General features: G+C 63.4%; 23 protein-coding genes and 1 tRNA gene. 11 read left to right on the top strand and 13 right to left on the bottom strand.

The window, feature by feature from the left end:
• The first annotated feature begins 132 nt into the window (after positions 1–132).
• The gene (gene metC / locus BLW40_RS01130) at positions 133–1,302 is read left to right on the top strand and encodes a cystathionine beta-lyase (protein WP_074764680.1); all 1,170 of its coding nucleotides are present in this window, start codon (positions 133–135) and stop codon (positions 1,300–1,302) included.
• Between the two features lie 75 nt (positions 1,303–1,377).
• Positions 1,378–2,088 (top strand): DUF6901 family protein, encoded by a 711-nt coding sequence (locus BLW40_RS01135; protein ID WP_074764682.1) that lies wholly within the window; start codon positions 1,378–1,380, stop codon positions 2,086–2,088.
• Between the two features lie 13 nt (positions 2,089–2,101).
• Here BLW40_RS01135 and BLW40_RS01140 read toward each other — a convergent pair whose 3' ends face one another.
• Positions 2,102–2,803: an alpha/beta fold hydrolase gene (locus tag BLW40_RS01140; protein ID WP_074764684.1), complete on the bottom strand. Its 702-nt coding sequence runs from the start codon at positions 2,801–2,803 to the stop codon at positions 2,102–2,104.
• A gap of 15 nt (positions 2,804–2,818) precedes the next feature.
• Entirely contained in the window at positions 2,819–3,361 is a 543-nt protein-coding gene (locus BLW40_RS01145; protein WP_074764686.1) for a hydrolase, read from the bottom strand.
• Between the two features lie 193 nt (positions 3,362–3,554).
• Between BLW40_RS01145 and BLW40_RS01150 the strand changes: the two genes are divergently transcribed.
• The 7 genes from BLW40_RS01150 to BLW40_RS01180 all read left to right on the top strand — a co-directional run bounded on the left by BLW40_RS01150 (position 3,555) and on the right by BLW40_RS01180 (position 10,774).
• Positions 3,555–5,150 (top strand): DEAD/DEAH box helicase, encoded by a 1,596-nt coding sequence (locus tag BLW40_RS01150; protein WP_083386582.1) that lies wholly within the window; start codon positions 3,555–3,557, stop codon positions 5,148–5,150.
• Between the two features lie 55 nt (positions 5,151–5,205).
• Positions 5,206–5,445 carry an Lrp/AsnC ligand binding domain-containing protein gene (locus tag BLW40_RS01155; protein ID WP_074764689.1) on the top strand — a complete coding sequence of 80 codons (240 nt, stop codon included), beginning with the start codon at positions 5,206–5,208 and terminating at the stop codon, positions 5,443–5,445.
• Between the two features lie 161 nt (positions 5,446–5,606).
• On the top strand, positions 5,607–6,581 hold the full coding sequence (gene glpX, locus BLW40_RS01160; RefSeq protein WP_074764690.1) for a class II fructose-bisphosphatase: 975 nt from the start codon (positions 5,607–5,609) through the stop codon (positions 6,579–6,581).
• 58 nt (positions 6,582–6,639) lie between these two features.
• Complete coding sequence (tkt, locus tag BLW40_RS01165) at positions 6,640–8,610, top strand: transketolase (RefSeq protein WP_074764691.1); 1,971 nt, start codon at positions 6,640–6,642, stop codon at positions 8,608–8,610.
• Between the two features lie 41 nt (positions 8,611–8,651).
• Complete coding sequence (gene fba / locus BLW40_RS01170; RefSeq protein WP_074764692.1) at positions 8,652–9,716, top strand: class II fructose-bisphosphate aldolase; 1,065 nt, start codon at positions 8,652–8,654, stop codon at positions 9,714–9,716.
• 81 nt (positions 9,717–9,797) lie between these two features.
• The gene (gene rpe, locus BLW40_RS01175; RefSeq protein ID WP_074764693.1) at positions 9,798–10,442 is read left to right on the top strand and encodes a ribulose-phosphate 3-epimerase; all 645 of its coding nucleotides are present in this window, start codon (positions 9,798–9,800) and stop codon (positions 10,440–10,442) included.
• A 242-nt stretch (positions 10,443–10,684) separates the two neighbouring features.
• Positions 10,685–10,774: transfer RNA gene (locus BLW40_RS01180), tRNA-Ser, on the top strand.
• Positions 10,775–10,836: 62 nt separating this feature from the next.
• Here BLW40_RS01180 and BLW40_RS01185 read toward each other — a convergent pair.
• The 11 genes from BLW40_RS01185 to BLW40_RS01235 all read right to left on the bottom strand — a co-directional run bounded on the left by BLW40_RS01185 (position 10,837) and on the right by BLW40_RS01235 (position 22,476).
• Positions 10,837–11,757 carry a methyl-accepting chemotaxis protein gene (locus tag BLW40_RS01185; protein WP_244511012.1) on the bottom strand — a complete coding sequence of 307 codons (921 nt, stop codon included), beginning with the start codon at positions 11,755–11,757 and terminating at the stop codon, positions 10,837–10,839.
• A 397-nt stretch (positions 11,758–12,154) separates the two neighbouring features.
• Positions 12,155–12,850 carry a hypothetical protein gene (locus BLW40_RS01190; protein WP_074764696.1) on the bottom strand — a complete coding sequence of 232 codons (696 nt, stop codon included), beginning with the start codon at positions 12,848–12,850 and terminating at the stop codon, positions 12,155–12,157.
• Between the two features lie 11 nt (positions 12,851–12,861).
• Positions 12,862–13,236 (bottom strand): response regulator, encoded by a 375-nt coding sequence (locus BLW40_RS01195; protein WP_074764698.1) that lies wholly within the window; start codon positions 13,234–13,236, stop codon positions 12,862–12,864.
• A gap of 124 nt (positions 13,237–13,360) precedes the next feature.
• Complete coding sequence (locus tag BLW40_RS01200) at positions 13,361–13,606, bottom strand: hypothetical protein (RefSeq protein ID WP_074764700.1); 246 nt, start codon at positions 13,604–13,606, stop codon at positions 13,361–13,363.
• Between the two features lies 1 nt (position 13,607).
• The gene (locus BLW40_RS01205) at positions 13,608–15,890 is read right to left on the bottom strand and encodes a chemotaxis protein CheA (protein WP_074764702.1); all 2,283 of its coding nucleotides are present in this window, start codon (positions 15,888–15,890) and stop codon (positions 13,608–13,610) included.
• Positions 15,887–16,294 (bottom strand): response regulator, encoded by a 408-nt coding sequence (locus tag BLW40_RS01210; RefSeq protein ID WP_074764704.1) that lies wholly within the window; start codon positions 16,292–16,294, stop codon positions 15,887–15,889. Before BLW40_RS01210 ends, BLW40_RS01205 begins: the two co-directional genes overlap by 4 nt.
• A 5-nt stretch (positions 16,295–16,299) precedes the next feature.
• The gene (locus tag BLW40_RS01215) at positions 16,300–17,163 is read right to left on the bottom strand and encodes a CheR family methyltransferase (protein ID WP_170834503.1); all 864 of its coding nucleotides are present in this window, start codon (positions 17,161–17,163) and stop codon (positions 16,300–16,302) included.
• Positions 17,164–17,165: 2 nt separating this feature from the next.
• Positions 17,166–17,789 (bottom strand): HEAT repeat domain-containing protein, encoded by a 624-nt coding sequence (locus tag BLW40_RS01220; protein ID WP_074764708.1) that lies wholly within the window; start codon positions 17,787–17,789, stop codon positions 17,166–17,168.
• The gene (cheB, locus tag BLW40_RS01225) at positions 17,770–18,888 is read right to left on the bottom strand and encodes a chemotaxis-specific protein-glutamate methyltransferase CheB (RefSeq protein WP_074764710.1); all 1,119 of its coding nucleotides are present in this window, start codon (positions 18,886–18,888) and stop codon (positions 17,770–17,772) included. The genes BLW40_RS01220 and cheB overlap by 20 nt, the downstream gene beginning before the upstream one ends.
• 24 nt (positions 18,889–18,912) lie before the next feature.
• Entirely contained in the window at positions 18,913–20,514 is a 1,602-nt protein-coding gene (locus BLW40_RS01230) for a chemotaxis protein CheW (RefSeq protein WP_074764712.1), read from the bottom strand.
• A 33-nt stretch (positions 20,515–20,547) separates the two neighbouring features.
• Positions 20,548–22,476, bottom strand: coding sequence for a methyl-accepting chemotaxis protein (locus BLW40_RS01235; RefSeq protein WP_074764714.1), 1,929 nt, complete (start codon positions 22,474–22,476; stop codon positions 20,548–20,550).
• Between the two features lie 1,169 nt (positions 22,477–23,645).
• Between BLW40_RS01235 and BLW40_RS17760 the strand changes: the two genes are divergently transcribed.
• Positions 23,646–23,831, top strand: a complete 186-nt coding sequence (locus BLW40_RS17760) for a hypothetical protein (protein ID WP_211656694.1) — start codon at positions 23,646–23,648, stop codon at positions 23,829–23,831.
• 132 nt (positions 23,832–23,963) lie between these two features.
• Positions 23,964–25,613, top strand: coding sequence for an NRAMP family divalent metal transporter (locus BLW40_RS01240; protein WP_074764716.1), 1,650 nt, complete (start codon positions 23,964–23,966; stop codon positions 25,611–25,613).
• The last annotated feature ends 1 nt before the right edge of the window (position 25,614 follow it).

The raw sequence follows: 25,614 nt of genomic DNA on the forward strand, positions 1-25,614 counted from the left end.
CCCCTGACCGGGCGGCCCGACAAGCCCCCCCCGGTCAGAGGGCCAATCGATGGAGAAATCCGCTTGGCTCCCGGACGGCGGCAGGGCACGATGGAAGCTACACATTCCCCCCGCCCCCATCTGCCGGTCCCCATGAAAAAAGAAACTCGCCTCCTTCACGCCGGACGCCACCCCGAGCGCTATCACGGTGCCGTCAACGTCCCGGTCTTTCGGGCCTCGACGATTCTGCTGCCCTCGGTCGCGGCGATGGAATCGGGCGGCCGCTCGCTGTTCGAGGGCGTCCGCTACGGCCGTTTCGGCACCCCCACCACCTTCGCGCTGGAAGACACGGTGGCCGAACTGGAGGGCGGAGCCCGCTGCGTCGCCACCTCGTCCGGTCTGGCGGCGATTTCGGGGGCGCTGATGGCGTTCCTCAAATGCGGCGACCATCTGCTGATGACGGATTCCGCCTATGCCCCCACCCGCAAATTTTGCGACGAAGTGCTGGCCGGGCTGGGAATCGAGACCACCTATTACGACCCGTTGATCGGCGGCGACATCGCCGCCCTGATCCGGCCCAACACCCGGGTCGTGTTCACCGAAAGCCCCGGCTCGCTGACCTTCGAGGTCCAGGACATTCCCGCCATCGCCGCCGCCGCCCATGCCGCAGGCGCGATCGTGATGATCGACAACACCTGGGGCGTGCTGCATTTCCAGCCGTTCGAGAAGGGCGCGGATATCTCGATCCAGGCCGCGACCAAATACATCGTCGGCCATGCCGACGCGATGCTGGGCACCATCACCACCGCCACCGAGGCGCTGTGGCTGAAGGTGAAGAGCTCCGTTGCCGCCTTCGGCCACAGCCCCGGTACCGAAGAGATGTATCTTGGCCTGCGCGGCCTGCGGACCTTGCCGGTACGGCTGGCCCATCACGGCGCGACCGCCCTGGCCCTGACCCGCTGGCTCGAAGCCCGCCCCGAAGTCGATCGGGTGCTGTATCCGGCGCTGGAATCCGACCCCGGCCATGCCCTGTGGAAGCGCGATTTCGGCGGGGCCTGCGGGCTGTTCGGCGTGATCCTGAAACCGGCCAGCAAAGCGGCGGTCGATGCGATGCTGGATGGCTACGAGCATTTCAAGCTCGGCTTCTCGTGGGGCGGCTTCGAAAGTCTGGTGATCCCCACCGGCGGCCACTCGATCCACCGCACCGCGACCCGATGGCAGCCGGCCGGACCGAGCCTGCGCTTCCATGCCGGTCTCGAAGCGGTCGAGGATCTGATCGCCGATCTGGAACGCGGCTTCGAGCGACTGACCGCCATCGGCTGACGGTTGAGGTCGGAGACGCGCCTCCCCACATCAGCGACAGCAGGCGCGTATTTCTTCCGGTCGGAGCCCTTGCCGATGTCGAATGCCTACCTGATTTCCTACCGTTTCTTCGCCAACAGCGATCATCCGCTCCCGGTTGCCCTCCAGTTCGACCCCGAGACGTTTCGCCTGATCGTGCCCGAGGATAGCCCGCGCCCCGACTGGACCCGGCTGAGCCACCGCCGCTGTCCCAATTGCCCGCTTGACGATCGTGCCGCCCACTGCCCCTCGGCATTGGGAATCGCGATGTTCCTGCCTGCTTTCGCCAACCGGATTTCGCACGAAAAAGCGGTGATCGAGGTCGAGACTCCCGTCCGCACCTTTGTCGCCAACACCACCTTCCAGACCGGGATGGCGGCACTGATCGGGCTGGTTTGCGCCACCTCGGGCTGCCCGCTGACCCGGTTCCTGCGACCGATGGCGCGCTATCACACCCCGTTCGCCGACGAGAAGGAAACGCTGGCCCGGTCCTTCGCGATCTGGCTGCTGGGCCGCTACATCACCCGCCAGCAGCGGGGCAGCGACGAAGCGCTTTCGCTGGAAGGGCTGAAGCGCCAATACGCCGAACTGTCGGCGATGAATCTCGCTTTGTCGAACCGCATCCGTGACAGCGTCAACCGCGACGCCGCGTTGAATGCGGTGGTGATCCTCGACCTGTTCGCCCAGATCGCCCCGGTCAATATCGACGGTGATTTCGAGGATATCGCCGATCTTTATGTGGTCGAAGAAGACCAGACAACCTACTGATTTTTAAATATATTCAGGTCATTTTCAACCAGGATGACAACGCGAGCGACACCGGGTCGGGCCGCTCGATCGGAGCGAGGTGACCAGATTCGGGCACGATCTCCAGCCGAGCGCCAGAGATCGCTTCGGCCAGGGTCCGATGCAGTTCGGGCGGCGTCAGGGTATCGAGTGCCCCGCACAAGACCAGGGTCGGGCAGGCGATCGCGCCCAGACCGGGACGCGAATCGGGACGGGCCATGATCGCCCGCTGCTGCCGGGCAAAGCCCTCGGGCCCGACCGCCTGCGCCATCGCCCGGAACTGACCGGCGATGGCCGGATCGGCGGCCGAAGCGGGAGAGAGAAGCACCGCCGCCTGCGCCGCCACCACCTGATCGAACCCGACGGGAGTCGAAGCCAGGGCAATCGCATCCAGGCGACGCTGCCGCTGCTCGGGCGGGTCGGCCAAGGCGTTGGTGCACAGCAGGGCCAGCCGCTCGACCCGTTCGGGAGCCCGGCGCATGATCTCCATCGCCAGATAGCCGCCCATCGACAACCCGCCCAGGGCGAAGCGCGGCGGGGCCAAAGCCAGCACCCGCTCCGCCATCGCGCCCAGCGACTCGTCCTGGGTCAGATCGGGCACCACGACCTCGGCCTGGGGCGCCAGAAACGCGGCTTGATGCGTCCACAGCCGGAAATTGCACAGCAGGCCGGGCAGCAGGATCAGGGTTTCGGACATCGCTTCGGTATCCTTTTATTTGACCAGCGCGGACAATTCCTTGAATTCCGGGGTGCCCGCCCGGTGGAGCCACTCGAAGATCACCATCTCGACCGTGGCAATCTCGATTCCATTATCGGCCAGACGGGCCATCGCCGCGTTGAAATTGGCCTCGGTCCGCGAGGCGCAGGCGTCGGCGACCACCACCGGCTCGTACCCGGCGGCTTTGAACCCCAACGCGGTTTGCAGCACGCAGATATGCGACTCGATTCCGGCGATGACGATACGGGGCCGCCCCAACCCGTCGATCCTGGCCCGGATCGCCGGATCGTGAGCACAGGAGAAATGCAGCTTTTCCATCACCGCATCCTCGGGAGCCAGCGCCAGCAACTCGCCAGCGGTGCGTCCCAGCCCCTTGGGATATTGCTCGGTCACCACCACCGGCAGACCCAACCGCGACGCCGCCCGCATCAAAAGGGAGCAGCCGCGATAGACCCGGCGCGGATCGAACATCACCGGAGCCAGCGAGTCCTGGACATCGACGATCAGAAGGCAGGAACGCTCGGCATCGATCAACATGGTGGAAAACCCCTGTTTATCCGGTTATGGCCGGGGAAAAGGGTATCGAGCGGATCGGATCGACGCAATCCTTGTCGCACCGATGCCTTTTCGCAGTTACGACATTGACTTGGGCGAAAGAAGCCCTATTATTCCGCCGCGTATGACATCCCCTATCGAACATGGCCGCTCGGACGGCCCGGAAAACCCCTCGATGACTTTCGAGGACCTGGGCCTCGGCCCCGAGCTTCTCAAAGCGCTGGCTGAAGTTGGCTATACCAGCCCTACTCCCATTCAAGCGCAGGCGATCCCTGTTGTCTTGATGGGCAGGGACGTGTTGGGCTGCGCTCAGACCGGCACCGGCAAAACCGCCTCCTTCACCTTGCCGATGATCGAGATCCTCGCGGCGGGTCGGGCCAAAGCGCGGATGCCGCGCTCGCTGATCCTCGCCCCCACCCGCGAGTTGGCGGCCCAGGCCGCCGAGAATTTCGATAATTACGGCAAATATCACCGCCTGACCAAGGCGTTGATCATCGGCGGCGAGTCGATGAGCGACCAGACCGCGCTGCTCGATCGCGGCGTCGATGTGCTGATCGCGACGCCGGGCCGCCTGCTCGATATGTTCGAGCGCGGCCGCATCCTGCTCAACGACGTCAAGGTGCTGGTGATCGACGAAGCCGACCGGATGCTCGACATGGGCTTCATCCCTGATGTCGAGCGGATCGTCGGTCTGCTGCCGAAAATCCGCCAGACCCTGTTCTTCTCGGCGACGCTGGGGCCGGAAATCCGTCGGCTGGCCGACGCCTTCCTGATGAACCCCAAGGAAATTACCGTTTCGCCCGGCACCTCGACCGCCACCACGGTCGAGCAGCACATCGCCGTCGTCGAGGAAATCGACAAACGCGAGACGTTGCGTCACCTGATCCGGACCGAGAACGTCAAGAACGCCTTCATCTTCTGTAATCGCAAGCGCGACGTCGATATCCTCTATCGCTCGCTGAAGAAGCATGATTTCGATGTCTGCCAGCTTCACGGCGACATGGCGCAATCGGCCCGCGGCGATACGCTCGACAGCTTCAAGAAGGGCGAGATTCGCCTGATGGTCTGCTCCGACGTCGCCGCCCGCGGCATCGATGTCTCGGCGGTCAGCCACGTCTTTAATTTCGATGTCCCGATCCATGCCGAAGATTACGTCCACCGCATCGGCCGCACCGGCCGGGCCGGGATGGCCGGACGCGCCTTCACCATCGCCGTCCCCGAAGACGGCAAGGCTGTCGCCGCGATCGAGAAGCTGATCGGCAACACCATTCCCCGCATCGCCGTCGAGGGGGTGCCTGCCCTGGAGTTGGACATGACTGCCCGCAAGGGGCGCGGTGGCCGTACCGCCGCCAAGCCCGCCGGACGCGACCGCAGCAGCCGTCCTGCCCGCAGCGAGCCCGCCGCTCCGGCTGCCCGCGAGCCGGTGCCGGCAAGCAAAGCCGCGATCGAGCCCGCCGCTCCGTCCCGCCCGGTCGTTGCCCCGCCGCGCGAGGAAACGCCAGCCCGCGACATCCGCCCCGCCGCCGCCGAACCCCGGTCGCGTTTCCGCGAAGAGCGCGGCCGTGGCCGCGACGACCGTGGCCGCCGCCGCGGCCGGATCGACGAATTGGGCATCGGCGAGATGCTGCATGCCGACGATGTGGTTGGATTTGGTGATCACCCCCCCGACTTCATCCTGATCCCGGTGCCGTTGCCGACCAAGCTGTCGGCCCGCGATCTGGCCGACGAAGCCGAGGACGATATCGATGTGGAGGCCGACGTCGAGGAGTGAGCCGGGCGGCCCTGCCCGCCTTTCTCCCCTGACGCCGAACCGGAGGATAGCCCCGATGCAGACCATTTTTGTCATGCTGAAGTGCCTGCCGGGTCAGGCCTATCAAGTCGCCGACCATGCCGTCGAGATCGAGGCCGTGTCCGAGGTGCATTCGATTTCGGGTCAGTACGATCTGATGATGAAATGCTATCTCGACGATGGAATCGACCTCGGCCAGTTCGTCGTCGATAACGTCCAGACTCTTCCCGGCGTCACCGATACGTTCACCCTGATCGCCTTCAAGGCCTTCACCTGAGGTCGCCCGGTCGGCCCCACCCTCTGGAGTGGGGCTGTCCTATCCACAAGTTTTTGTTGGCGACTCCGAACGGGTGTTCCATCTCTTGACCCGTCCCCCCACACTCAGCGAAAAAAATATCGCCTCAAATCCTGGGGGGATGGCGGAGAGGATGACGGCGAATGCATGACCCTCGCGACACGCGTGCCGATGGCTTGCCCATCAGCCCTTACGATCTGCGTCGGGCGACCGAATCGGCAGCCCGGGCCGCCTATGACTGGATCGGGCGCGGCGACCGCGCCCTGGCCGACGATGCCGCGGTCGGGGCGATGGAAGCCCGCTTGGCGCAATTGCCGCTTGATGCGGTGCTGCGGATCGGCGAAGGCCCCCGCGACGAAATCTCTTCGCTTTATCACGGCCAACGGTTCGGCGATCCCGAACGCCCCCCCCAATGGGATCTGGTGGTCGATCCGCTGGAAGGAACCAGCTATCTCGCCAAGGGAATGACCAACGCGATGGCGGTGGTCGGACTGGCCCCCTATGGCAGCCTGATCGACCTTCACCCCGTCCGCTATGTCGAGAAGCTGGCGGTGCCCCCCGCCGCGCGGGGCCGGGTCGATCCCGCCGCCCCGATTTCCGAGCGGCTGCGCCAATTGTCGCGCGCGCTGGGAAAGCCGATTCTCGACCTCACCATCTATGTGATTGAAAAGCCACGCAACAAGGCGCTGGTCGAAGCAATCCACGAGGCGGGTGCCCGTGTTGCGCTCTATCCGGCGGGCGACGTCGCCGGAGCGCTGATGGCGGTGACGCCGGGCTCGGGCATCGACGCGCTGATGGGCACCGGCGGCGTGCCCGAAGGAATGTTGTCGGCGATCGCGATCCGCGCCATGGGCGGCGATTTCATGGCCCGGGTCGATCCCCAGCTCGCCACCGAGCAGCAGGCGGTCGAGGCGACCGACATGGACCTCACCCGCTGGTATCGGCTGGAGGAACTGGTGCGCTCGGACAAGGTCGCCTTCTGTGCCACCGGGATCACCACCGGCCTGTTGCTCGACGGCGTCGAACGCCGGGGCGACCAGGAATTGACCCATACCCTGATGATCGGCGGCCCGGCCGGACACCGCCAGATGCTGACCAGTTGGCACAAACGCAGTTGACCGCTCGCCGTTCCCCTGCCCGCTTCTTCCCTGCCCCCCAGCCGATAAGGACCGCACGATGACTTCCCCAGCCGAAATGGCCAACGCCATCCGTTTCTTGTCCATGGATGCCGTCGAGGCGGCCAAGTCCGGCCATCCCGGCATGCCGATGGGCATGGCCGACGTCGCGACCGTGCTGTTCACCCGCTTCCTCAAATTCGACGCGAAGGCGCCGCGCTGGGCCGACCGCGACCGTTTTGTCCTGTCGGCCGGTCACGGCTCGATGCTGCTGTACGCGCTAGGCTACCTGACCGGGTACGAGGATCTCGACATCGAGCAGATCCGCAATTTCCGCCAGTTTGGCGCCCGCACCGCCGGTCACCCCGAATTCGGCCATGTCGCGATCGCCGAAACCACCACCGGGCCGCTGGGCCAGGGTCTGGCCAACGCCGTCGGTCTGGCGCTGGGTGAGAAGATGATGGCGGCGCGGCACGGCGACGGCATCGTCGATCACTACACCTATGTCATCGCCGGTGATGGCTGCCTGATGGAGGGGATCAGCCAGGAAGCGATCTCGCTGGCCGGGCATTGGCAATTGTCGAAGCTGATCCTGCTGTGGGACGATAACCATATCTGTATCGACGGCGACACCGCGCTCTCGACCTCGGAAGACCAGTTGGGCCGCTTCACCGCCGCCAAGTGGGACGTCACCCGCGTTGACGGTCACGATCCCGAGGCGATCGCCGCCGCGATCGAGGCGGCCAAGGCCAGCGACCGCCCCAGCCTGATCGCCTGCCGCACCGTGATCGGCTTTGGCGCTCCGACCAAGGGCGGCACCGAAAAGGTCCATGGCGCGCCGCTGGGTGCCGAAGAGATCGCCGGTGCCCGGGCCAAGCTGGGCTGGTCGCATGCGCCGTTCGAGATTCCCGCCCCGATCCTGGAGGCGTGGCGCGCCGCCGGACGCCGGGGCGCCACCGAGCGCGCCGCCTGGGAAACCCGTCTTGCCGCCTATCCCGAGCGCGCCGAGTTCGAGCGCACCGTCGCCGGTCGCCTGCCCGAGGGCTGGCACCAGACCGTGCTCGACTTCAAGCGCAAGGCGACGGCGGAGCAGCCGAAATGGGCCACCCGCAAGTCGAGCCAGGAAGCGCTGGAAGCCCTGACCCCGGTGATCCCCGAACTGATCGGCGGCTCGGCCGACCTCACCCATTCCAACCTGACCCACACCAAGGTCACCCGCTCGATCACCCCGACCGACTTCTCCGGCCGCTACATCCATTACGGCGTCCGCGAGCACGGAATGGCCGCGATCATGAACGGCCTGTCGCTGCATGGCGGCTTCATCCCCTATGGCGGCACCTTCCTGATTTTCGCCAATTACCTGTGGCCCGCGCTGCGGATGAGCGCGATGATGGGCCGCCGGGTGATCTATGTCCTGACCCACGATTCGATCGGTCTGGGCGAGGACGGCCCGACCCATCAGCCGATCGAGACGGTAACCGCCCTGCGCGCCACTCCCAACGTGCTGGTGTTCCGTCCCTGCGACCCGATCGAGACGATGGAAGCCTATGAAGCGGCGCTTGATAACGAGACCGGCCCCAGCGTGCTGGCGCTGTCGCGTCAGAATCTGCCCACCCTGCGGACGATCCATTCCGACGACAATCTGACCGCGCGCGGCGGCTATATCCTGGCCGAATCCGATCTGGAATCCCGTCAGGTGACCCTGCTCGCCACCGGCTCGGAAGTGTCGCTGGCGCTGGAGGCCAAAGACCTGCTGGAAAGCCAGGGAATCGGCACCGCCGTGGTGTCGCTGCCCTGCTGGGAACTGTTCGAGCGCCAGACGAAGGAGTATCGTTCGGCCGTGCTGGGGGACGGAACCGTCCGGGTCGCCGTCGAAGCGCTTGGCACGTTCGGCTGGGAGCGCTGGGTCGGCGACAACGGGGCCGTGATCGGCATGACCGGCTTTGGCGCCTCGGCCCCTGCCGATACGCTTTACAACCATTTCGGCATTACCGCGCGTGCGGTGGCCGAGGCCGCGCTGGCCCGTCTGTAACCCGTCGGCGCGACCGAAAAAACGCCAGGAAGGAGACTTTTATGTCGCTCGTTTCGCTGCGCCAGTTGCTCGATCACGCCGCCGAGCACGGCTATGGCATCCCCGCTTTCAACGTCAACAACATGGAGCAGGTCAAGGCGATCATGGAGGCTGCGGCCGCCACCGACAGCCCGGTGATCCTCCAGGCCTCGGCCGGGGCCCGCAAGTATGCGGGCGAGGCGTTCCTGCGCCACCTGATCCTCGCCGCGACCGAAGCCTATCCCCAGATTCCGGTCTGCATGCATCAGGATCACGGCACCTCGCCGTCGATCAACGTCCGCGCGATCCAGTCCGGCTTCTCCTCGGTGATGATGGATGGCAGCCTGAAGGAAGACGGCAAGACTCCGTCCGACTGGGACTATAACGTCCGCGTCACCCGTCAGGTCGTCGATATCGCCCATGCCTGCGGCGTTTCGGTCGAAGGCGAACTGGGCTGCCTGGGCTCGCTCGAAACCGGCACCGCCGGCGAGGAAGACGGCGTCGGCGCGGTCGGCAAGCTCGACCACTCGCAGCTGCTGACCGACCCCAACGAGGCCGCCGACTTCGTCAAGCAGACCCAGGTCGATGCGCTGGCGATCGCGATCGGCACCAGCCACGGCGCCTACAAGTTCACCCGTCCGCCGACGGGCGACGTGCTGGCGATCAGCCGGGTCAAGGAAATCCACGCCCGCATCCCCAACACCCATCTGGTGATGCACGGATCGAGCTCGGTGCCGCAGGATTGGCTGAAGATCATCAACGACAATGGCGGCGACCTGGGCGAGACCTATGGCGTGCCGGTCGAAGAGATCGTCGAGGCGATCAAGCACGGCGTCCGCAAGGTCAATATCGACACCGATTTGCGGATGGCCTCGACCGGCGCGATTCGCAAGTTCTTCAATGACGAGCCGAAGAAGTTCGATCCGCGCGATTACTTCAAGCTGACGATCAAGAGCATGAGCGGCATCTGCCAGGCTCGCTACGAAGCCTTCGGCGCGGCGGGCAAGGCCAGCAAGATCAAGGTGATCGGGCTGGAAGCGATGACCGCCCGCTATGCCTCGGGCGAACTGGCTCCCAAGATCGCCTGATCGTCCGCCACCGATCCCCGCCCCGTCCGGCCAGACCCGCGACGGGGCGGTTTCTTCCCTCTGGCCTGGACCTGCGCCGTCATGACCGTCAAGATCGCCCCCAGCATCCTTTCCGCCGATTTCGCCCGCCTGGGCGAGGAAGTCCGCGCCATCGATCAGGCTGGCGGCGATTGGATCCATATCGACGTGATGGATGGGCACTTCGTCCCCAACCTGACGATCGGACCGGCGGTGATCAAGGCACTGCGCCCCCACACCGCCCGGCCGTTCGACGTGCATCTGATGATCGACCCGGCCCAGCCCTTCATCGAGGATTACGCCAAGGCCGGAGCCGATTACATCACCGTCCATGCCGAGGCCGACCTCCATATCGACCGCTCGCTGCAACTGATCCGCTCGCTGGGCAAGAAGGCCGGTCTGTCGCTTAATCCGGCCACCCCGGAAAGCGTGCTGGAGTACGTGCTTGACCGGCTCGATCTGATCCTGGTGATGAGCGTCAATCCCGGCTTTGGCGGCCAGAGCTTCATCGAGTCCCAGGTCGAGAAAGTCGCCCGCATCCGCCAGATGATCGGCGACCGTCCGATCGAGCTTGAAGTCGATGGCGGCGTCACCGCCGAGATCGCACCCCGCCTGATCAAGGCCGGGGCCACCGCCTTCGTCGCCGGTTCCGCCGTGTTCAAGACCCCCGATTACGCCGGAAATATCGCGGCCTTGCGCGGTCTCTAGAGCGCATTCCACTCAAACGAAGTCAGAGTGACATGCGCGACAAGCCCGAGCGGTGCTTGAGCCACGCTAGCCCCGGAGGGGCTGCGGCCTTAGGCAAAATCCTAGAGGCGATTCCATTTGAATGGAATCGCCTCTAGACTCGGTCTTGCAATCGGCAGGAAAAGCGAAGAAAGCGTTTGCCAGGGTGCGGGAGTTGCGCTATTTTCCGCGCCTCCCCACCGACCAGGGGACGACATCCCTGCGGAGGGGTGGCAGAGTGGTCGAATGCGCCGGTCTCGAAAACCGGTATGGGTGCAAGCTCATCGTGGGTTCGAATCCCACCCCCTCCGCCATCAAAAACGCCAAGCCATTATAATGGCTTGGCGTTTTTGTTTTTGAACATCACATCCGGAGATCAAAATAGCTCGATCGCGGAGACATCATTCTTGGACGTGGTTAAATCGTGCCTGTGGCTATTCGCAATCTGGGACAAGGCGTAGCATTCCACTTCTTCCAGCTTGGTCAGAAACCGCATATTCATGTCGTCCGGGGTGGCCGATGGGTGTTGAGCGATCTCGTCCAGCGTGCTCGTGATACCGGCCGAGATATGCTGGAAACAGGACACCAGCGCCTCCAGGCGCCGCTTGACGACGTCCTGGAACTGGATCGAACCAATCATCTGCATGATCGGCGTCGATAACCGTTCGTTTTCCTGCTGCACCCGGGTCATTGTGTCGTGCTGTTGTTTGATCAGGATTTGCAAGGTCTCGGTCAATTCGCCGACCGCGTCGGAAATCACGACGAACCCCCTCTCTTCCTTAGCGACACGGTCGCCGACGATAGTGTTCATGCTGGTCTGGACCGCCTGATCCAACTGGGTGATACCCTCCCCGATGGCAACGGCGGCGCGGTCGGATTGCAGCGACAGTTCTTTGACCTCGGCGGCGACGACAGCGAATCCCTTACCGGCCTCGCCCGCCCGCACCGCCTCGATCGTCGCATTGAGGGCGAGCATCCGGGTCTGCCGCGCGATGCCGCGCACCAACTTGACGGTGCTGCTGAGTTCGGCCACCACTTGACGGATGTCTTCCATCCCGGCTTTGACCTTGACCGAAGCCTCGGCCCGCTCGGTGGAGAACTCGGAAATCAGCGCCTGACTGCGGGCAAGCTGGGTCTCGGTCCGCTCGACCATCTGCACCATCCGCTCCCCCGACCCGGTCGCGGCGATAAAGGTCAGGAGTCCGTCCAGACCGTTCTGAACCTCCCGCAATTGCGTCATGAGATTGACGGCATTGACTTCGGTTTCATGGATGACCTCGGTGGTTTCCGTTTCCATGATTCTGGAGATTCTAGGGAAATAGGACACTTTCTCTGAGAGGCATTGGCTGCACCGGAGTGGATCGAAATGAGGCTCGCCCGGGTCTGGCCCGCGGGGAACAGGGGGCGCGGCACTGTGGGGAGGGTCGTCGGCAGCCAGGACGAGCGACGGGGGACGCCTTAGACTGAGCAGGGCCGCCAGCGGGACCAGGATCGCCACCGTCACACGGATCGCGATGGCGCCCAGACCCGGAAGCGGCGGCAGGAGAGAGAGAACCAGCTCGCCCAACAAAACGGCGAGAACGACCACAGCCGGTCCGGCCCACCGAAGGGACGAACCGGACACACCGGCACGGTACGGGGGCGGTCTCATTCTACGCTCCTTCCCAATGTCCTGGCGGTGACGAGAGCGCGGCTCATCGCGGCTCATCCTCCCCGAAAAGCTCGATCTTTGGGCCGGACGCCTCGAACAGGGCGGTTCCGGCGGCGGCATGGTGGTCGTGGCGCTGCGAGGTCATCACGGTGTCGTCGAGCGCCCGGTCGAATAAGTCCTTGAAGCGCGACGTGCGGTCGAGCGAGCGGCGGTCGCCCAGCAATCGGGCCAGTTCTTCCATATGTTCATCAAGCAACAGCGATAACCGCGCCAGAAACGCGATCTGTTGCTGGGTGATGTCTTGGAACTGCAACCGCCCCAGCATTCCGATGATCGGCTGGGCGATGGCCTCGGCCTCGGCGTGGAACGAGGCAGACTGGCCGCCCGTTCCCGTATGGGCCGCCATCAGCGCAGCGATCCGCTGATCGATCTCGGCCAAGCCAGCGGCGATCGCCAGAGAGGCCTCCTCGCTGGTGCCAGCGATGCGGTCGCCCTGGTCGCGCAGCAGGCGGGTGAAGGCGCGGTATTGCACCAGTTCGTCGGCGACACGGAACAATTTGGCCTGGGCCTGCCGCCTGACCGCCTCGGCCCCGCGACGGCACCCGACAGCGAAGAGAGCGGCGGCAGTGGCACCGCCGAGCAACGGTGCGGCAAACCCCAAGGCGTGAAGGATCAGCGCACAGAGGCAGCCGATCGCGACGGCGGTTCCGGTGTTTGCGGTGCTGAACGCCTCGTTCATGCTGTCTACAATCACCCGTTGGGAAGGATCTGTTTTACGACCTTCAGCAGATCGTCCGGCTGTACCGGCTTGACCAACCAGCCGGTCGCCTTGGCGGCGCGGGCCTCGTCGCGCTTCGATTGCTGCGATTCGGTGCTGACCACCAGGATGGGGGTGAACTGGAAACCGGCCATGGTGCGAACCTTGCGGATGAGGTCGATGCCGCTGATTCCCGGCATATGGATGTCGGTGATAAGCAACCCCGGTTTCAGCCCCTTTTCCAATTGGGCGAGGGCATCCTCGCCGCTCTTGGCCGTGGCGATGGTGAATCCGGCCTTATGCAGGATTGCTTCCATGCTCATCAGCACGGTGGCGGAATCGTCGATCAGAAAAATGGTTGTCGTCATGCGGAAGCCCCTTACTAAGAAAGCGGCGACGGCAGGGAGCACAGAGGCGGCTACGCGTCGGCAAAACGAAATTGGTCCGCCGAGCCCAAACAGAGGCGGACGGCGAAGCGGGCGGGATTTCCTCTCACCGGCCCCCCTGGTTCAGAAGCGGAGTCAGCCAGCGGGCGAGGAAAGCCTCCTCTGGCCAGGAGACGATGGATGGCTGGAGCGCCAGCAGCACCTGGAGCGAAGCGGTGTGGATATGGGTGCAGTGCATCAGCGCCACCCGCGCCGCGGGGGTGGCCTGAAGCGCTTCGAGCAGCGGCAGGGCATCCTCGACGGTGCAAGTGCCCTTGATGGTGACCTCGGTCTTGCTGACGTGAATCGGCATCTCAAAGCAACTCCTTGAGGTTGAGCACCAGCAACACCCGTCCATCGCCCAACAGCGCCGTTCCGGAATAATTGGGCAGGCCGGCAAGGATGCCGTCGAACGGCTTTAGGATGATGTCCATACCTTCGCGGAAGTGATCGACCACCAGACCAGTCAGAGTGTTGCCGATGCGGACCACCAGCACGGCGTCCTCTTCGGTCGGGTCGCCGAACCAGACATTGCGTTCAAGACCGAGCAGGGTGTCGAGCCGCAACAGCGGCACGATGGTGTCGCGCAGCACGAAGGCTTCCGACTGTTTGATATGGCGGATGCTGTCGCGCGGGATGCGAACGGTCTCGGCGATGTGGTCCATCGGAATCCCGAACAGCATGCCGCCACCGGCCTCGACCATCATCACCCGCGTCACCGCCATGCTGAGCGGCAGCGAGAGGCGGACGGTTGTTCCTTCGCCTTTGACCGAGGAAAGCGAGACCGAGCCGTTGGCCTTCTCCACCGTGGACACCACCACATCCATCCCGACGCCGCGTCCCGACAGATCGGACACCTGACCGGCGGTGGAAAAACCGGGCAGGAACACCAGATTCACCGCGTCCTGATCGGTCAATCCCGCCGCCCGCTCGGCATCAATGACGCCCTTGGCGACGGCGGCGGCGCGGATCTTGACCGGATCGATACCACGTCCGTCGTCGCTGACCTCGATCACCACCTGATCGCCTTCTTGGAAGGCCTTGAGCAGCACCCGCGCTTCGACCGGCTTGCCCTGGGCTTCCCGTTCATCGGGGGTCTCGATGCCGTGGTCGAGGGCGTTCCGGATAATGTGCAGCAACGGGTCGCCCAGCATTTCGACGATAGTTTTGTCGGCGGCGGTGTCTTCGCCCTCGATCACCAGATCGATCCGTTTGCCCAGCTTGCGGGCGATGTCGCGCACCAGACGGGGGAAGCGTTCGAACACCTCGGAGACCGGCAGCATCCGCACCGCCATGATCGCCGCCTGCATCTCTTGAGCCAGCCGATCGACCACGGCGAAGAGATCCTTGATCTCGCGGCTCATCTCGCGTGAGCCGTAGACCTCTTCGGCCCGTCGGGCCAGGAAAGGAAGGCTGTTCTTCGACACCACCAATTCGCCGATCAGGTTCATCAGGGAGTCAATTTTGGCCTGATCGACCTTGAGCACCCGGCTCGCGTGACGCAGATCGGGAGAGGACAGAACCGAGCCCTCGGCGGCGGCAAGCCCTTTGGCAGCCGCGTCCACTTTCACCTCGGGTCGGGCATCAAGCAGACGGGCGAGAACGGCGAGGAGCGGAGCAGTGTCCCCGCTCGTCTCTGTCGCCCGTACCGCCTCGCGCCAATCCGTTGTTTCTTGCCCGGCGGCATGAAGGACGTTTTCCACGGTGCGAGCCACCGAGGTGAGACGGCTTGGCAAATCGTCGCCCGCAGGCAGTTCCAAGATGACCCGCTGTCCGTCGAGAATCGACGCAACGGCGGGGGACAACCCTGTCTCGGCCACAGCAAGCAGATGCGGAGCCACTGCGGTCAGCGCCACCTGCTCGATGACGTAACGAAACAGGTGCTCGATCTCTGCCCGCGACGCGGTGGTGAGCGCCCGGAAGCGCAGCAGGCAGCAATAGGGATCGAGGGCCTCGGCGGCGGGCCAGTCGCGGCGGGGCTCCATGGCGAGCGCCAACAGGCCGGGCACCTGGCGAAACAGCGCGGCCGGGTCTTCGCCGCTAAAGAAACAATCCTCGGCGGGCAGGTATTCCAGCGCCAGGATGTCCGCCCCCGACAAAGCGGCGCGGAGGGCGGCGAGACGCTCTGCCGCAGGCACGGCGGGAAGCCACTCGATCGAAGACAGGATTTCGGCCCGAAGCGGAACCACCGCCGCGCCCGCCTCTAAATCTTGGGGCAAGGCCGTCCGGAGTCTGGCGGTGATATCGCGCGAGACGCCATCGGCACCATCGGGCAAGGCACCAATGGCATCAATCGAATCAACCCAGGCGCTGACCTGATCGAGGGCGTCGAGCAGCAGATCGACCAGTTCAGACGAAAGCGCGAGTTGTCCGGCCCGTACTGCGCTCAGCAGATCCTCACCAGCATGGACCAGCTTGGTGAAGGCAGGAAAGTCGAACAGTCCGACCGAGCCTTTGAGCGTGTGGACGGCGCGGAACACCTCGTTGATCGCCGCCTCGTCGTCCGGACTCTTCTCAAGCCGCAACAGGCAGGTGGCGGCGGCCTGCAACAGGTCGCGGGCCTCGGAGACAAAACGGACGAGCAGCGGGGTCGTCATGCCGGGACTCCCGCCATCAAATGCGCCACCTCGACGAGCGTTTCCGGCGTCACCGGCTTGACGAGGTAGTAATTGGCCCCGGCCTGATAGGCCTTGAGCGTGTCTGAATCCTTCGATTCGGTGCTGATCGTCACCGCCGGAACCCCCATCGTGGCACCATCGCGGCGAATGGCGCGGAGCATGGAAAGTCCGTCCATCTTCGGCATGTTGATATCGACGATAAGGAGGTCGAAGGGGCGGGCCAGCACCTTCTCATAGCCCTCGAGGCCGTTGGTCGCCTCCTCGACAACGAAGCCAGCGGCTTCGAGAACGGTGCGGTAGAACAGCCGCATGGTGATGCCGTCGTCGATCACCAGGATTCGGGCGGCGGTGGCGATGGTCCGGGGCTTGAGGAACAATGTCATGGCGCTTATTCCTCGGGCTTTTGGTAGACGATGGTGTCACCGAATTTGCGCGGCACGAACAGCGAGGTCATCCGGCTCATGCTCTCGGAATGGCCGAGGCAGATATACCCGCCGGGAGACATGGTTTCGTAAAACATCTCCACCGCCTCGCGCCGGGCGATATCGTCGAAATAGATCAACAGGTTGCGGCAGAAGATAATGTCGATGTCCGTGTATTTCCGGGTCTGCATCGGATCAACGATATTGATCAGGGAAAAATCAATGGAGCCGCGCAGTTCATCACAAATCCGATAACTTCCCTCTCCGGTGCTGACGAAATATCGTGACAGCAGGGCGGGCGGAACCCGGGCCAGCGACCGGGCACCGAACAGCCCGGCACGGGCCTCGGCGAGGATCTTGCTGTCGATGTCGGAGGCGTAGATCTCGATATCCCACTGGTCGGCCTGATCCCACTTCTCAAGAATGTTGATCGCAATCGAATAAGGCTCCTCCCCCGACGAACAGGGCACCGACCAGATCTTGATCGGTTTAGTGGCCCGTCTCGTCCTGGCGAGGTTGGGGAGCATGCTCTTGACCAGCGCCTCGAACTGGTAGTCCTCGCGGAAGAAGTAGGTTTCGTTGACGGTCATCGCGTTGACCAGGAACTGCAACTCCTCACCGGACCCCTGGAAGCGAATGAAGGTAAAATAGTCCCGAAAGTTTTCTGAATTCGTCTTGTTCATACGGTCGATGATACGGCGATCGACGTAATACTTTTTTGATTGATGATAGTTAATGCCCGTTTTGCGATAGAAAAATTCGCAAAATTTAGCGAACTCTTCATTGCTTATCGTTATTTGATTTATTACCGCACGCGGCGCATGAGTCATCGTCATTGCCCCCGGATTCGACGGGTCGCGGTGTCGATCGCGAAGGACATGAAGGTCTCTGAGGCAAAGCGGGCGCGAAGTGTGTCGAGATCGGCCAGCGCCTCGCTATCGCCGATTTCCGCCAGCGCATCGACGGCAGCGGCGCAGACATTGATGTGCGGTTCCTCCCGGATCAACTCGGCCAGCCAGCCCGGAACATCGGCATGGCGGAGCGCGCCCAAGATGTTGACGGCAAAGATACGGACGTCGCTGTCGGGGTCATTCAGCAGGGTCCGCAGGTGCAGAGCGGCGGAATCCGGCATTTCCTGCAACGCTTCGATCACGGCGGTCCGTAAGGGCACGTCGTCGCTCCGCAACAAAGCGGCGAGGCGGGCGGCAATTGCCGGATTCTGTATTTTGATCAAGGTGGTCAGGATCATCGCCCGCACGCTGGGGGCCGGCTCGATTTCCAGGCGGTTGCACAATGCCGTCGCCGCTTCGGGATAGGCGGCAAGGGCGCGGGCGGCAGCCCGGCGTGGCCCCGGATCGTCCGAGGCCAGATCGGCCAGCAGCTTGGGCTGGAGCGGGCAAACGGCCGGGTCTCGACCGAGGCCATCGTCCGGGACGTTACCTTTGACCAGTCCCATGTCGTGCCTCCTTCATTCCCGAGAGCCAGCTCGACACTTGACCGGCGATCCGGTCGGCAGGCAGCACCAGCGTGGCCCCGCCGCGCTTTACCAGTTCACCCGGCATGCCAAAGATGATGCTGGTTGCCTCGTCCTGGGCGATGGTGCGGCCGCCGCGCCGCTTCACCTCGGTCATTTCAGCGGCACCGTCATCGCCCATGCCGGTCAGCAAGATGCCGATGATCCGTTCAGGCGGCAGCGCGTGCCGTGCGCTTTCCACCATCCGTGCCACGCTGGGGTGCCAGAGATATTGCTCGCCAGCCGGCATCGGGTTGACGATATACCGGGTCGCGCGCTTGCCGATCACCACGTCGGCGTCGCCCTTGGCAATGTAAATCACGCCGGGTTCGAGCGGCATCTGCGACGAGGCTTCGATCACGGTCAGCGCGCAAATGTCGTTAAGACGGCGGGCGAAGACCGAGGTGAAGCTGCCCGGCATGTGCTGGGCCACCACCACCGGCCAGGGGAAGTCGGCGGGAAGTCGGGGCAGCACGTCCTCGAGGGTGCCCGGCCCGCCGGTCGATACCCCGATCAGCACCACCCCCATCTCGCTGGGCCCAAGCGGCGTGAGCGCGGCCTCCGCGTGACGGCGCTCCTCGCGCTTGGCCTCGACAACCCGGCCACTGGTGGCCCGCAGCCGACCGGACAGCCCGATCGAGCGGCGGACCCGTGCCCGGGCGGCGGCGGTCACTTTGGCGACAATCTCCTGTTCGACCCGCGCGATGTTGAGCGAAATGGTTCCATCCGGCTTGTGGATGAAATCGACCGCGCCCAGTGCCAGCGCCTCGAAGGTGACCTCGGCCCCCTGCTCGGTCAGCGACGACACCATCACCACCGGCTTCGGGCGTGTCGCCATGATCCGGGACAGACAGGTGAGTCCGTCCATTTCGGGCATGTTGATATCAAGCGTGATGACATCGGGATCGAAACTCTCCAGCGCAGCCAGGGCTTCGGTGCCGTTGCGTGCCATCTCGACCTCGAAGCCGGCACGAGCTTCGAGGATTTCCTTCAGGTGGCGGCGCATCAATGCCGAATCATCGACGATCAGAACCTTGGTCATACCTGTTTCCTCGCGCCGGGGCCGTCAGCTCGTCGCTTTGCCGACGTCGGCTAGTTCCTTGACGTCGAGGAGTTGATCGACATCAAGCAGCAGGATCATCCGCTTCTGCGCCTCAAGGTTGGCGACGCGGCGGATCAGGCGCTGCTGCTCCTCCGACAATGCCGGTGCCGGGCCGATGGCCGAGGCGGCGATCCGCATCACCTCCGACACCGAATCGACGATGAAGCCGGTCCGGACACCCCGGATGGTGTAGACCATGATCCGTTGGCGGTCGTTGCGGTCCATGCTCGGTAAGCCGAAGCGGCGACGCTGATCAACCACCGGGAGCACCACGCCGCGCAAATTGACCACGCCCTCGATGAAGTCGGGAGTCTTGGGAACCTTGGTCAATTCCTCGGGAACGCGGACGATTTCCTGGACCGAATCGATCGGGACGCCGTATTCCTCGTTCAGCAGTCGGAACGCGACGAACTGCTCCTCGTCGTCGGTGACGCCAAGGCGGGTTTCCTCGTCGGGCATGGCGTCCGCCTCCTCGCTGGCAACCGCCGTCACTTGGCGGATGTCGCTTTGGTTGAACATTTTGTCTGCGCATAAAATCGAAACCAGCCGCTTGCCCTGTTGCAACCGGCAGATCGATTCGACCTCACCGAGATTGCCGCTTCTCGCCAGCAAGGGCGGCATCGGGTCGATGACCGAACGGGCGACGCGCAGCACCTCCTTGACGCTGTCCATCACCACACCGACCGAGGCACCGGTGCCGCTGCTGCTGTCGTTAAGCGACACCACGACGATCTTGTTGGCCTCGGTCATGTCCTGCGACGGCAGACCGAACATCTCGCGCAGGGACACCAGCGGCAGCAACCGGTTGCGTAGCGTCATCACCCCCAGGACATGGGGCGGCATGTTGGGCACTTCGGTGATCTGTTCGGGAATTTGAACGATCTCCTGCACCCGTTCGATCGCGAGGGCGTATTCCTGCCCGGCGACTTCGAAGCTCACCAACTGACTCTCGTCGCTGCTTTCAACGCGTTTAAGACCGAGTGTCTCGTCGTCGCCGTTCTTGGTCTCGCCCAGGGGGTGCTTCTGGGCTGATCCGATCGCCTTGAACTCACGCGCCACCACCTTGGCGGCATCGAGGATCATCACCATCGAGCGGCCGTCGTCACCCTTGATCATACCGGTCAGCAGTTCGGTATCGACCGTGCCCTGGATCGCCGCGGAATCTTCGATTCGGTCGGCCCCGACCGTGACGACGTTGGCGACCCGATCCACCACCAGCCCCACCGGTCGGCCCTGGTCAAGAACCACCACCCGGGTGGCATCGTCATGCTCGATATTGCCCATGCCGAAGACATGGCGCAGCCGGATCACCGGCAGGACCGCGCCCCGCAGATTGGCCAACCCTTCCAGCGCCGTCGGACTCAGCGGCACGCTGACCAGGGCGGGCATACGGATGATTTCCTGCACTTGCGACAACGGCACCGCGAACATCTCGTCATCGACAAGGAAGATAACGAATTGCCGGGCGCCGCCCGATCCATCGGCCTCGACCGTGATGCCGTCGCCATTGGGCGGCGGGACATTGACCGGGGGGATGGCCTGCACCGCTTCCGCGATTTCGGACATCAACGTCCTCCTCACAAATCAGGGAAAGGGGTGTCAGGCGCCGGCCTGCAACTCGTCGGCGAGAGAGGCGATTTCCTCGATGGCGGCGGCCAATTCCTCGGCCCCCTTGGATTGCTCCCGCGCGGCGCTGCTGGCCTCGGTGGTGGCCCGCGTCGTCTGCTGGGCGGCGGCGGCGATCTGTTCGATCCCGGTCTGGACCTCCTTGACCACCCGGACAATGTCTTCCGCCCCGTCCAGAATGCCCCGGTTACCGGCCAGGACCATTTCGATGTCGCGAGCGGTAATGTCCAGGTCGGCGGCGATCGCTTTGTTCTTCTCGACCTCTAGGGTGGCGGCGGCGGCGATATCTTCAAGGTCGCGACGCACCGCGCCAATCTGGTCCTGAATCGCCTTGACGGTATCCTTGATGCGGTCGGCATTCTCGGCCGAATCGCGGGCAAGATTGCGGATGTCGGTGGAGACCACGGCAAAGCCCTTGCCGAATTCTCCCGCGCGGGCCGCCTCGACCGAGCCGTTGACCGCCAGCATGTTGGTCTGGATCGACACGGTGGTGATGGCATCGACGATCTTGTCGATGCGACGGCTGATCTGCTCCAGCGCCGTCATCTGCTCGCGGCTCTGCTTGCTGGCGACGACCGACTGGGAAACGCCTTCGATCAACTCGGCGATGGCGGTGCTATTGGTGCTGATCAGAGCGACGGTCGACTCGCTTTTCTCCACTGAGGCCCTGGCGCGGCTGGAGGAGATCTGGGCACCCTTCTCGATCTGGGCGATAGCCGCCGAGGCTTGGTGGGTGGCGGCGCCCTGCTGCTGAGCACCCTTCTGGATCTGGTCGAGCGCCACCTGGATCTGGGCGGCGGCGCGATTGATTTCTTCCACCGCCGACGACAGTTCCTCGGCGGCCGAGGCAACCTCCTCGCTGCTCTTGGAAATGTCGGTAGAGTTCTTCAACTCGTCGGCCAGTTCCGACAGTTCCTGCGCCGCCTGTTCCGACTGGCCGAGGGCGAGGTTCTGCTGATCGACCGTCTTCAGCGTTTCCTCGCAGGCGGCACTCTGCTCCTCGGCGGCGGCGGCGATGATCTCAGATCCCTTCTGCACTTCCTTGACGGCGACGGCGGATTCCTCGTTGGCCTTGACGATCTCGCGACAACCGCTGGCAACCTCGGCCATGTCGCCGCGAATCTGGTCGAGTTGAATGGTAATCTGTTTGCCTTTCTCCACTTCCTGCCGCGCGCTGGTGGCGGAATTGGTGATGCCCTCGGCAATGGCCTTCACGTCCCTTTGAATCTGGGCGATCAGATCCTGGATCTCCCGGGCACTTTTCTCGGAGGTTTCGGCCAGGGTGCGCACCTCGTCGGCAACGACGGCGAAGCCCTTGCCGTGTTGACCGGCCCGCGCCGCTTCGATCGCAGCGTTGAGCGCCAACAGGTTGGTCTGGTCGGCGATGCGCGCCACAGCCTTGACCACTTCCGAGATCGCCGCTGCCTGGCTCTCCAACTCTTCGACCATCTGCACCGAAGCGGTCTGACGCTCGGCCGCGCGGCCGATGGCCTGGATTGAATTGCCGATCTGGATGGAGACGTTGGCGATCAGCCCCCGCAACGCTTCGGTCTTGGTCAAAGCGGCGTCGGCGCTTTCGGTGGCCTTGATGATCAATCCGGCACCATGAGAAACCGCCTTCATCGATTGCTGGGCGGCCCCCGCCGCCTCTTCGGCCCCCGACGCGATCTGTTCCGAGGTCTTTCTCAGTTCCTCGGCGGCTGCGGTGGCCTCGGCGATGCCACTGGCCAGTTGCGAGGTGGCGGCGGCGATGCGCTCGGCCGCTTTCTGCTGCTTCGCGAAGGTACGAGCCTTGCGTTTCTGGGCTTCGGCAAGCAGTCGGCTACCGCTGCCGACATCCTCTCCTCCGACAGCCTTAGATTCCACCGAGCCGCCGACCTGGTTCTTCTTGATAAGAGCCATGACTTTCCTCGTACTTAGTTGTTGTGATTGTGTAATCACATGTCGATTTAATTCCATTCTGGGAATGGACCGATATAGTGTGGATATTAGAATCGCAGCAGAATTTTCTGTTCATCACACCATATTGCCATATCGTTACATATAGCAAATTAAATAGACACCACATCAATCATGACGAGACCTTTTACATTTGATTTATATATGTGTCATTAAATCACAAAGCTGCATTAAAGCCATTTATGACGCTGATTCTATGCGTTAATTTTATTTTTATTAGAGGAGCAGCAGGTCTAAATTTAAGATTTATAGGGATATAAGCCAAATTTAGCCCTCCGCAACATCCTTTTACCAGGACGGATATTCAGATATATTTAAAAGGCGTTGCCGCTACGACTGATCGATCCTCCGGTGATCGGCGTGGTGATCTCGGCGGCCCTGCAACATGGCGTGCCCGTCGATGCTCTGGCCCGCTCGATTGCCCGCATCCCGCTGTCGCCGCTACGGCCAGAGGCTAATCCCCCCAATTTAAGCAGGGGTTGGACATAGAATTCAGGCGGCCAATTTCAGTTTCTGGGCGGGAGTGATGCCGCCGATGCCCATATTGGGGCGGTCGTTGGGCCGTCCACCCCATCAGCTCTCAGCTCCACGGAAGCAGTTCATCGAGCCGATGGGTCAGTTTGCCTGAAATATCGGCATCGGCCACAAGGTCCCAGGTTCGTCCGGAATTCCCGACGTTACCCTCAACCCGCCCACAACTCTATCCACAGGATCGGGGGATAACCCGGCGTCGCGTGTCATCCCCCACCCTCTCACCCGACATGGCGGGGAGAGAATGAAAGCCATCCGCGCTTTCAAGACGAAGTTTCCTTTCTATTGGATTCAGGACTTGACCCATCGCTCGCTGAGGCGTATTTCCGCAATTGCGACATCGGCGGGCCAGTCCCGCAGCCCATCGCATCTTCAAATTGAGAAAACCATGAAACCCCAATCTCAGACCGCACCGGCGGAGCCTCCTAGTCGTCTCGGGACGATCGTGAGCATCGCTGATCATACCCAGGACCGCAGACATCGCCCTGTGGCCAGGAAGACCGCCCTCCGGTAGGTCCTCCTCGCAGCCGAGCGGACGCCTCCTGGGACGACACCGTCAACCCCAGGCAATGGAGGCGAAAATGGCTGCCACCTTTGCAGAAATCCCTGTTTTCCGCACTTTTTTCGGCCCACTCTCCGGCATCGGCACCAATGTCGCCGCCCGCGATGGTCGGCCCCATCCCCCTGTTCTGATTTGCCCCTGGACGCTTGATCCGGCTTCAGGGCGGCTTGTTTGCGCCTGGAAATCGGGCACCGATCCGTCTTGACCGGAACGCATCCCTAAAGAGGGCAGCGGGTCCGCCCGCTCCCTCGCCCCCCCCATGACCACGGATACGCCGTAGGGCTACGACAGTAGTTTCTGCGCATGGATTCTTATTGCCGAAATAAAGGATAAGTACATGACTGCGATCGAAAAGGAGGCTGGCCTCGGTCCAAACCGGCGCTCGGCCGTTCTCGACAAGGCTCATCTCGGGTCCATCCACGGTGCCTTCGGGACCATTTCCCACGACGATATCGGACCACGGACGACGTGGCGCGCCCGGATCAGAACCCTGCTGGCCGTGCTGGGACCGGGAGTGATCGTGATGGTCGGAGATAACGATGCTGGTGCATTCGGCACCTACACCCAGGCCGGTCAGATTTACGGCACCGCCTTGCTGTGGACCTTGCTGCTGCTGATCCCCGTTCTGTACGTCAACCAGGAGATGGTCCTTCGCCTGGGGGCGGTCACCCGCGTTGGCCATGCCCGGCTGATTCTCGAACGGTTCGGCAAGTTTTGGGGCGCCTTCAGCGTGATCGACCTGTTCCTTCTGAACGCCCTGACCATCGTCACTGAATTTATCGGCATCACCCTGGCGCTCGATTATCTCGGCATTTCGCGCGAAATCGGCGTGGGGATATCGGCGATTCTGGTGATGGCGGCAGCCGGAACCGGCAACTTTCGTCGGTTCGAGCGTTTCGCGATGGTACTGGCCTTCGGCAGCTTGCTGCTGGTTCCGGTATTCCTTGCGGTGCACCCGCCGCTCGACCAGATCGCACACGACTTCATGACGCCGCAGATGCCGCCAGACAGCAAACTCAGCGAGGTGATGCTGCTGGTGATCGCGATCGTCGGCACCACCGTCGCCCCCTGGCAGCTGTTCTTTCAACAAAGCTATGTGATCGACAAGCGGATCACCCCGCGCTTCATCCGTTATGAGCGGGTCGATCTGTGGCTGGGCATTCTGATGGTGGTGATCGGCGCGGTGGCGATGATGTCCTTTACGGCGGCGATCTTCGTGGGTCGGCCCGAATTCGGGAACTTCACCGACGCCGGTGCCGTGGCGGCCGGGCTTGAAAAATATGCCGGAGCGGTGCCGGGGGTCCTCTTCGCGCTTGCCTTGCTCAACGCCTGCATCATCGGCGCGGCCGCAGTGTCGCTATCAACAGCCTATGCGATCGGTGACGTGCTGTCGCTCCGCCACTCCCTCCACCATAAGGCAAGCGATGCCAAGGGGTTCTATGCCATCTTCGCCAGCCTGATCCTGGTGGCGGCGTTTCTGGTGCTGACGCCCGGCACACCGCTCGGCCTGCTGACCAATGCGGTGCAAACCCTGGCCGGGATTCTCTTGCCCAGCGCTACGGTGTTCCTGCTGTTGTTGTGCAACGACCGCGCTGTGCTGGGGCCGTGGGTTAATTCCACCCGTCTGAACTGGTTTACCGGGGCAGTCATCGCGGTGTTGGTGATGCTGTCGATCATTCTGACGTCCTCGGTGCTGTTTCCCGACATCGGGGAGGATGTGATCCTCGGCATCCTGGGCGGTGGGAGCATCGTTGGCATCGTCGTGGCGTTGGCCAATTGGTTCTGGCATCGGCGGCGGGCATCCGCTCCCGAAGCCGACCAGAATCCGCCCGAGTTTTGGCAAATGCCGCCGCTGTCCGAGTTGCCTCCGCCCCGGATGTCCCGTCTCAACCGGCTGTGGATGGGGGTGTTGCGGGCTTATCTGGTGCTTGCCGCTGGCCTGGTGCTGGTCCGGATCGTCCAACTCGCCTTGTCCGGTCCGGTCTGAC

The sequence above is a fragment of the Magnetospirillum fulvum genome (genome assembly GCF_900108475.1).
GTDB lineage: Bacteria > Pseudomonadota > Alphaproteobacteria > Rhodospirillales > Magnetospirillaceae > Phaeospirillum > Phaeospirillum fulvum_A.

Coding starts and splice junctions, on each gene's coding strand:
- BLW40_RS01135 (WP_074764682.1), top strand. CDS start 1,378: ATGTCGAATGCCTACCTGATTTCCTACCGTTTCTTCGCCAACAGCGAT.
- BLW40_RS17760 (WP_211656694.1), top strand. CDS start 23,646: ATGGCTGCCACCTTTGCAGAAATCCCTGTTTTCCGCACTTTTTTCGGC.
- BLW40_RS01145 (WP_074764686.1), bottom strand. CDS start 3,361: ATGTTGATCGATGCCGAGCGTTCCTGCCTTCTGATCGTCGATGTCCAG.
- BLW40_RS01210 (WP_074764704.1), bottom strand. CDS start 16,294: ATGACATTGTTCCTCAAGCCCCGGACCATCGCCACCGCCGCCCGAATC.
- glpX (WP_074764690.1), top strand. CDS start 5,607: ATGCATGACCCTCGCGACACGCGTGCCGATGGCTTGCCCATCAGCCCT.
- BLW40_RS01140 (WP_074764684.1), bottom strand. CDS start 2,803: ATGTCCGAAACCCTGATCCTGCTGCCCGGCCTGCTGTGCAATTTCCGG.
- BLW40_RS01195 (WP_074764698.1), bottom strand. CDS start 13,236: ATGACGACAACCATTTTTCTGATCGACGATTCCGCCACCGTGCTGATG.
- BLW40_RS01240 (WP_074764716.1), top strand. CDS start 23,964: ATGACTGCGATCGAAAAGGAGGCTGGCCTCGGTCCAAACCGGCGCTCG.
- BLW40_RS01215 (WP_170834503.1), bottom strand. CDS start 17,163: ATGACTCATGCGCCGCGTGCGGTAATAAATCAAATAACGATAAGCAAT.
- tkt (WP_074764691.1), top strand. CDS start 6,640: ATGACTTCCCCAGCCGAAATGGCCAACGCCATCCGTTTCTTGTCCATG.
- metC (WP_074764680.1), top strand. CDS start 133: ATGAAAAAAGAAACTCGCCTCCTTCACGCCGGACGCCACCCCGAGCGC.
- BLW40_RS01235 (WP_074764714.1), bottom strand. CDS start 22,476: ATGGCTCTTATCAAGAAGAACCAGGTCGGCGGCTCGGTGGAATCTAAG.
- BLW40_RS01205 (WP_074764702.1), bottom strand. CDS start 15,890: ATGACGACCCCGCTGCTCGTCCGTTTTGTCTCCGAGGCCCGCGACCTG.
- cheB (WP_074764710.1), bottom strand. CDS start 18,888: ATGACCAAGGTTCTGATCGTCGATGATTCGGCATTGATGCGCCGCCAC.
- BLW40_RS01150 (WP_083386582.1), top strand. CDS start 3,555: ATGACTTTCGAGGACCTGGGCCTCGGCCCCGAGCTTCTCAAAGCGCTG.
- BLW40_RS01185 (WP_244511012.1), bottom strand. CDS start 11,757: ATGGAAACGGAAACCACCGAGGTCATCCATGAAACCGAAGTCAATGCC.
- BLW40_RS01220 (WP_074764708.1), bottom strand. CDS start 17,789: ATGGGACTGGTCAAAGGTAACGTCCCGGACGATGGCCTCGGTCGAGAC.
- fba (WP_074764692.1), top strand. CDS start 8,652: ATGTCGCTCGTTTCGCTGCGCCAGTTGCTCGATCACGCCGCCGAGCAC.
- BLW40_RS01230 (WP_074764712.1), bottom strand. CDS start 20,514: ATGTCCGAAATCGCGGAAGCGGTGCAGGCCATCCCCCCGGTCAATGTC.
- rpe (WP_074764693.1), top strand. CDS start 9,798: ATGACCGTCAAGATCGCCCCCAGCATCCTTTCCGCCGATTTCGCCCGC.
- BLW40_RS01190 (WP_074764696.1), bottom strand. CDS start 12,850: ATGAACGAGGCGTTCAGCACCGCAAACACCGGAACCGCCGTCGCGATC.
- BLW40_RS01200 (WP_074764700.1), bottom strand. CDS start 13,606: ATGCCGATTCACGTCAGCAAGACCGAGGTCACCATCAAGGGCACTTGC.
- BLW40_RS01155 (WP_074764689.1), top strand. CDS start 5,206: ATGCAGACCATTTTTGTCATGCTGAAGTGCCTGCCGGGTCAGGCCTAT.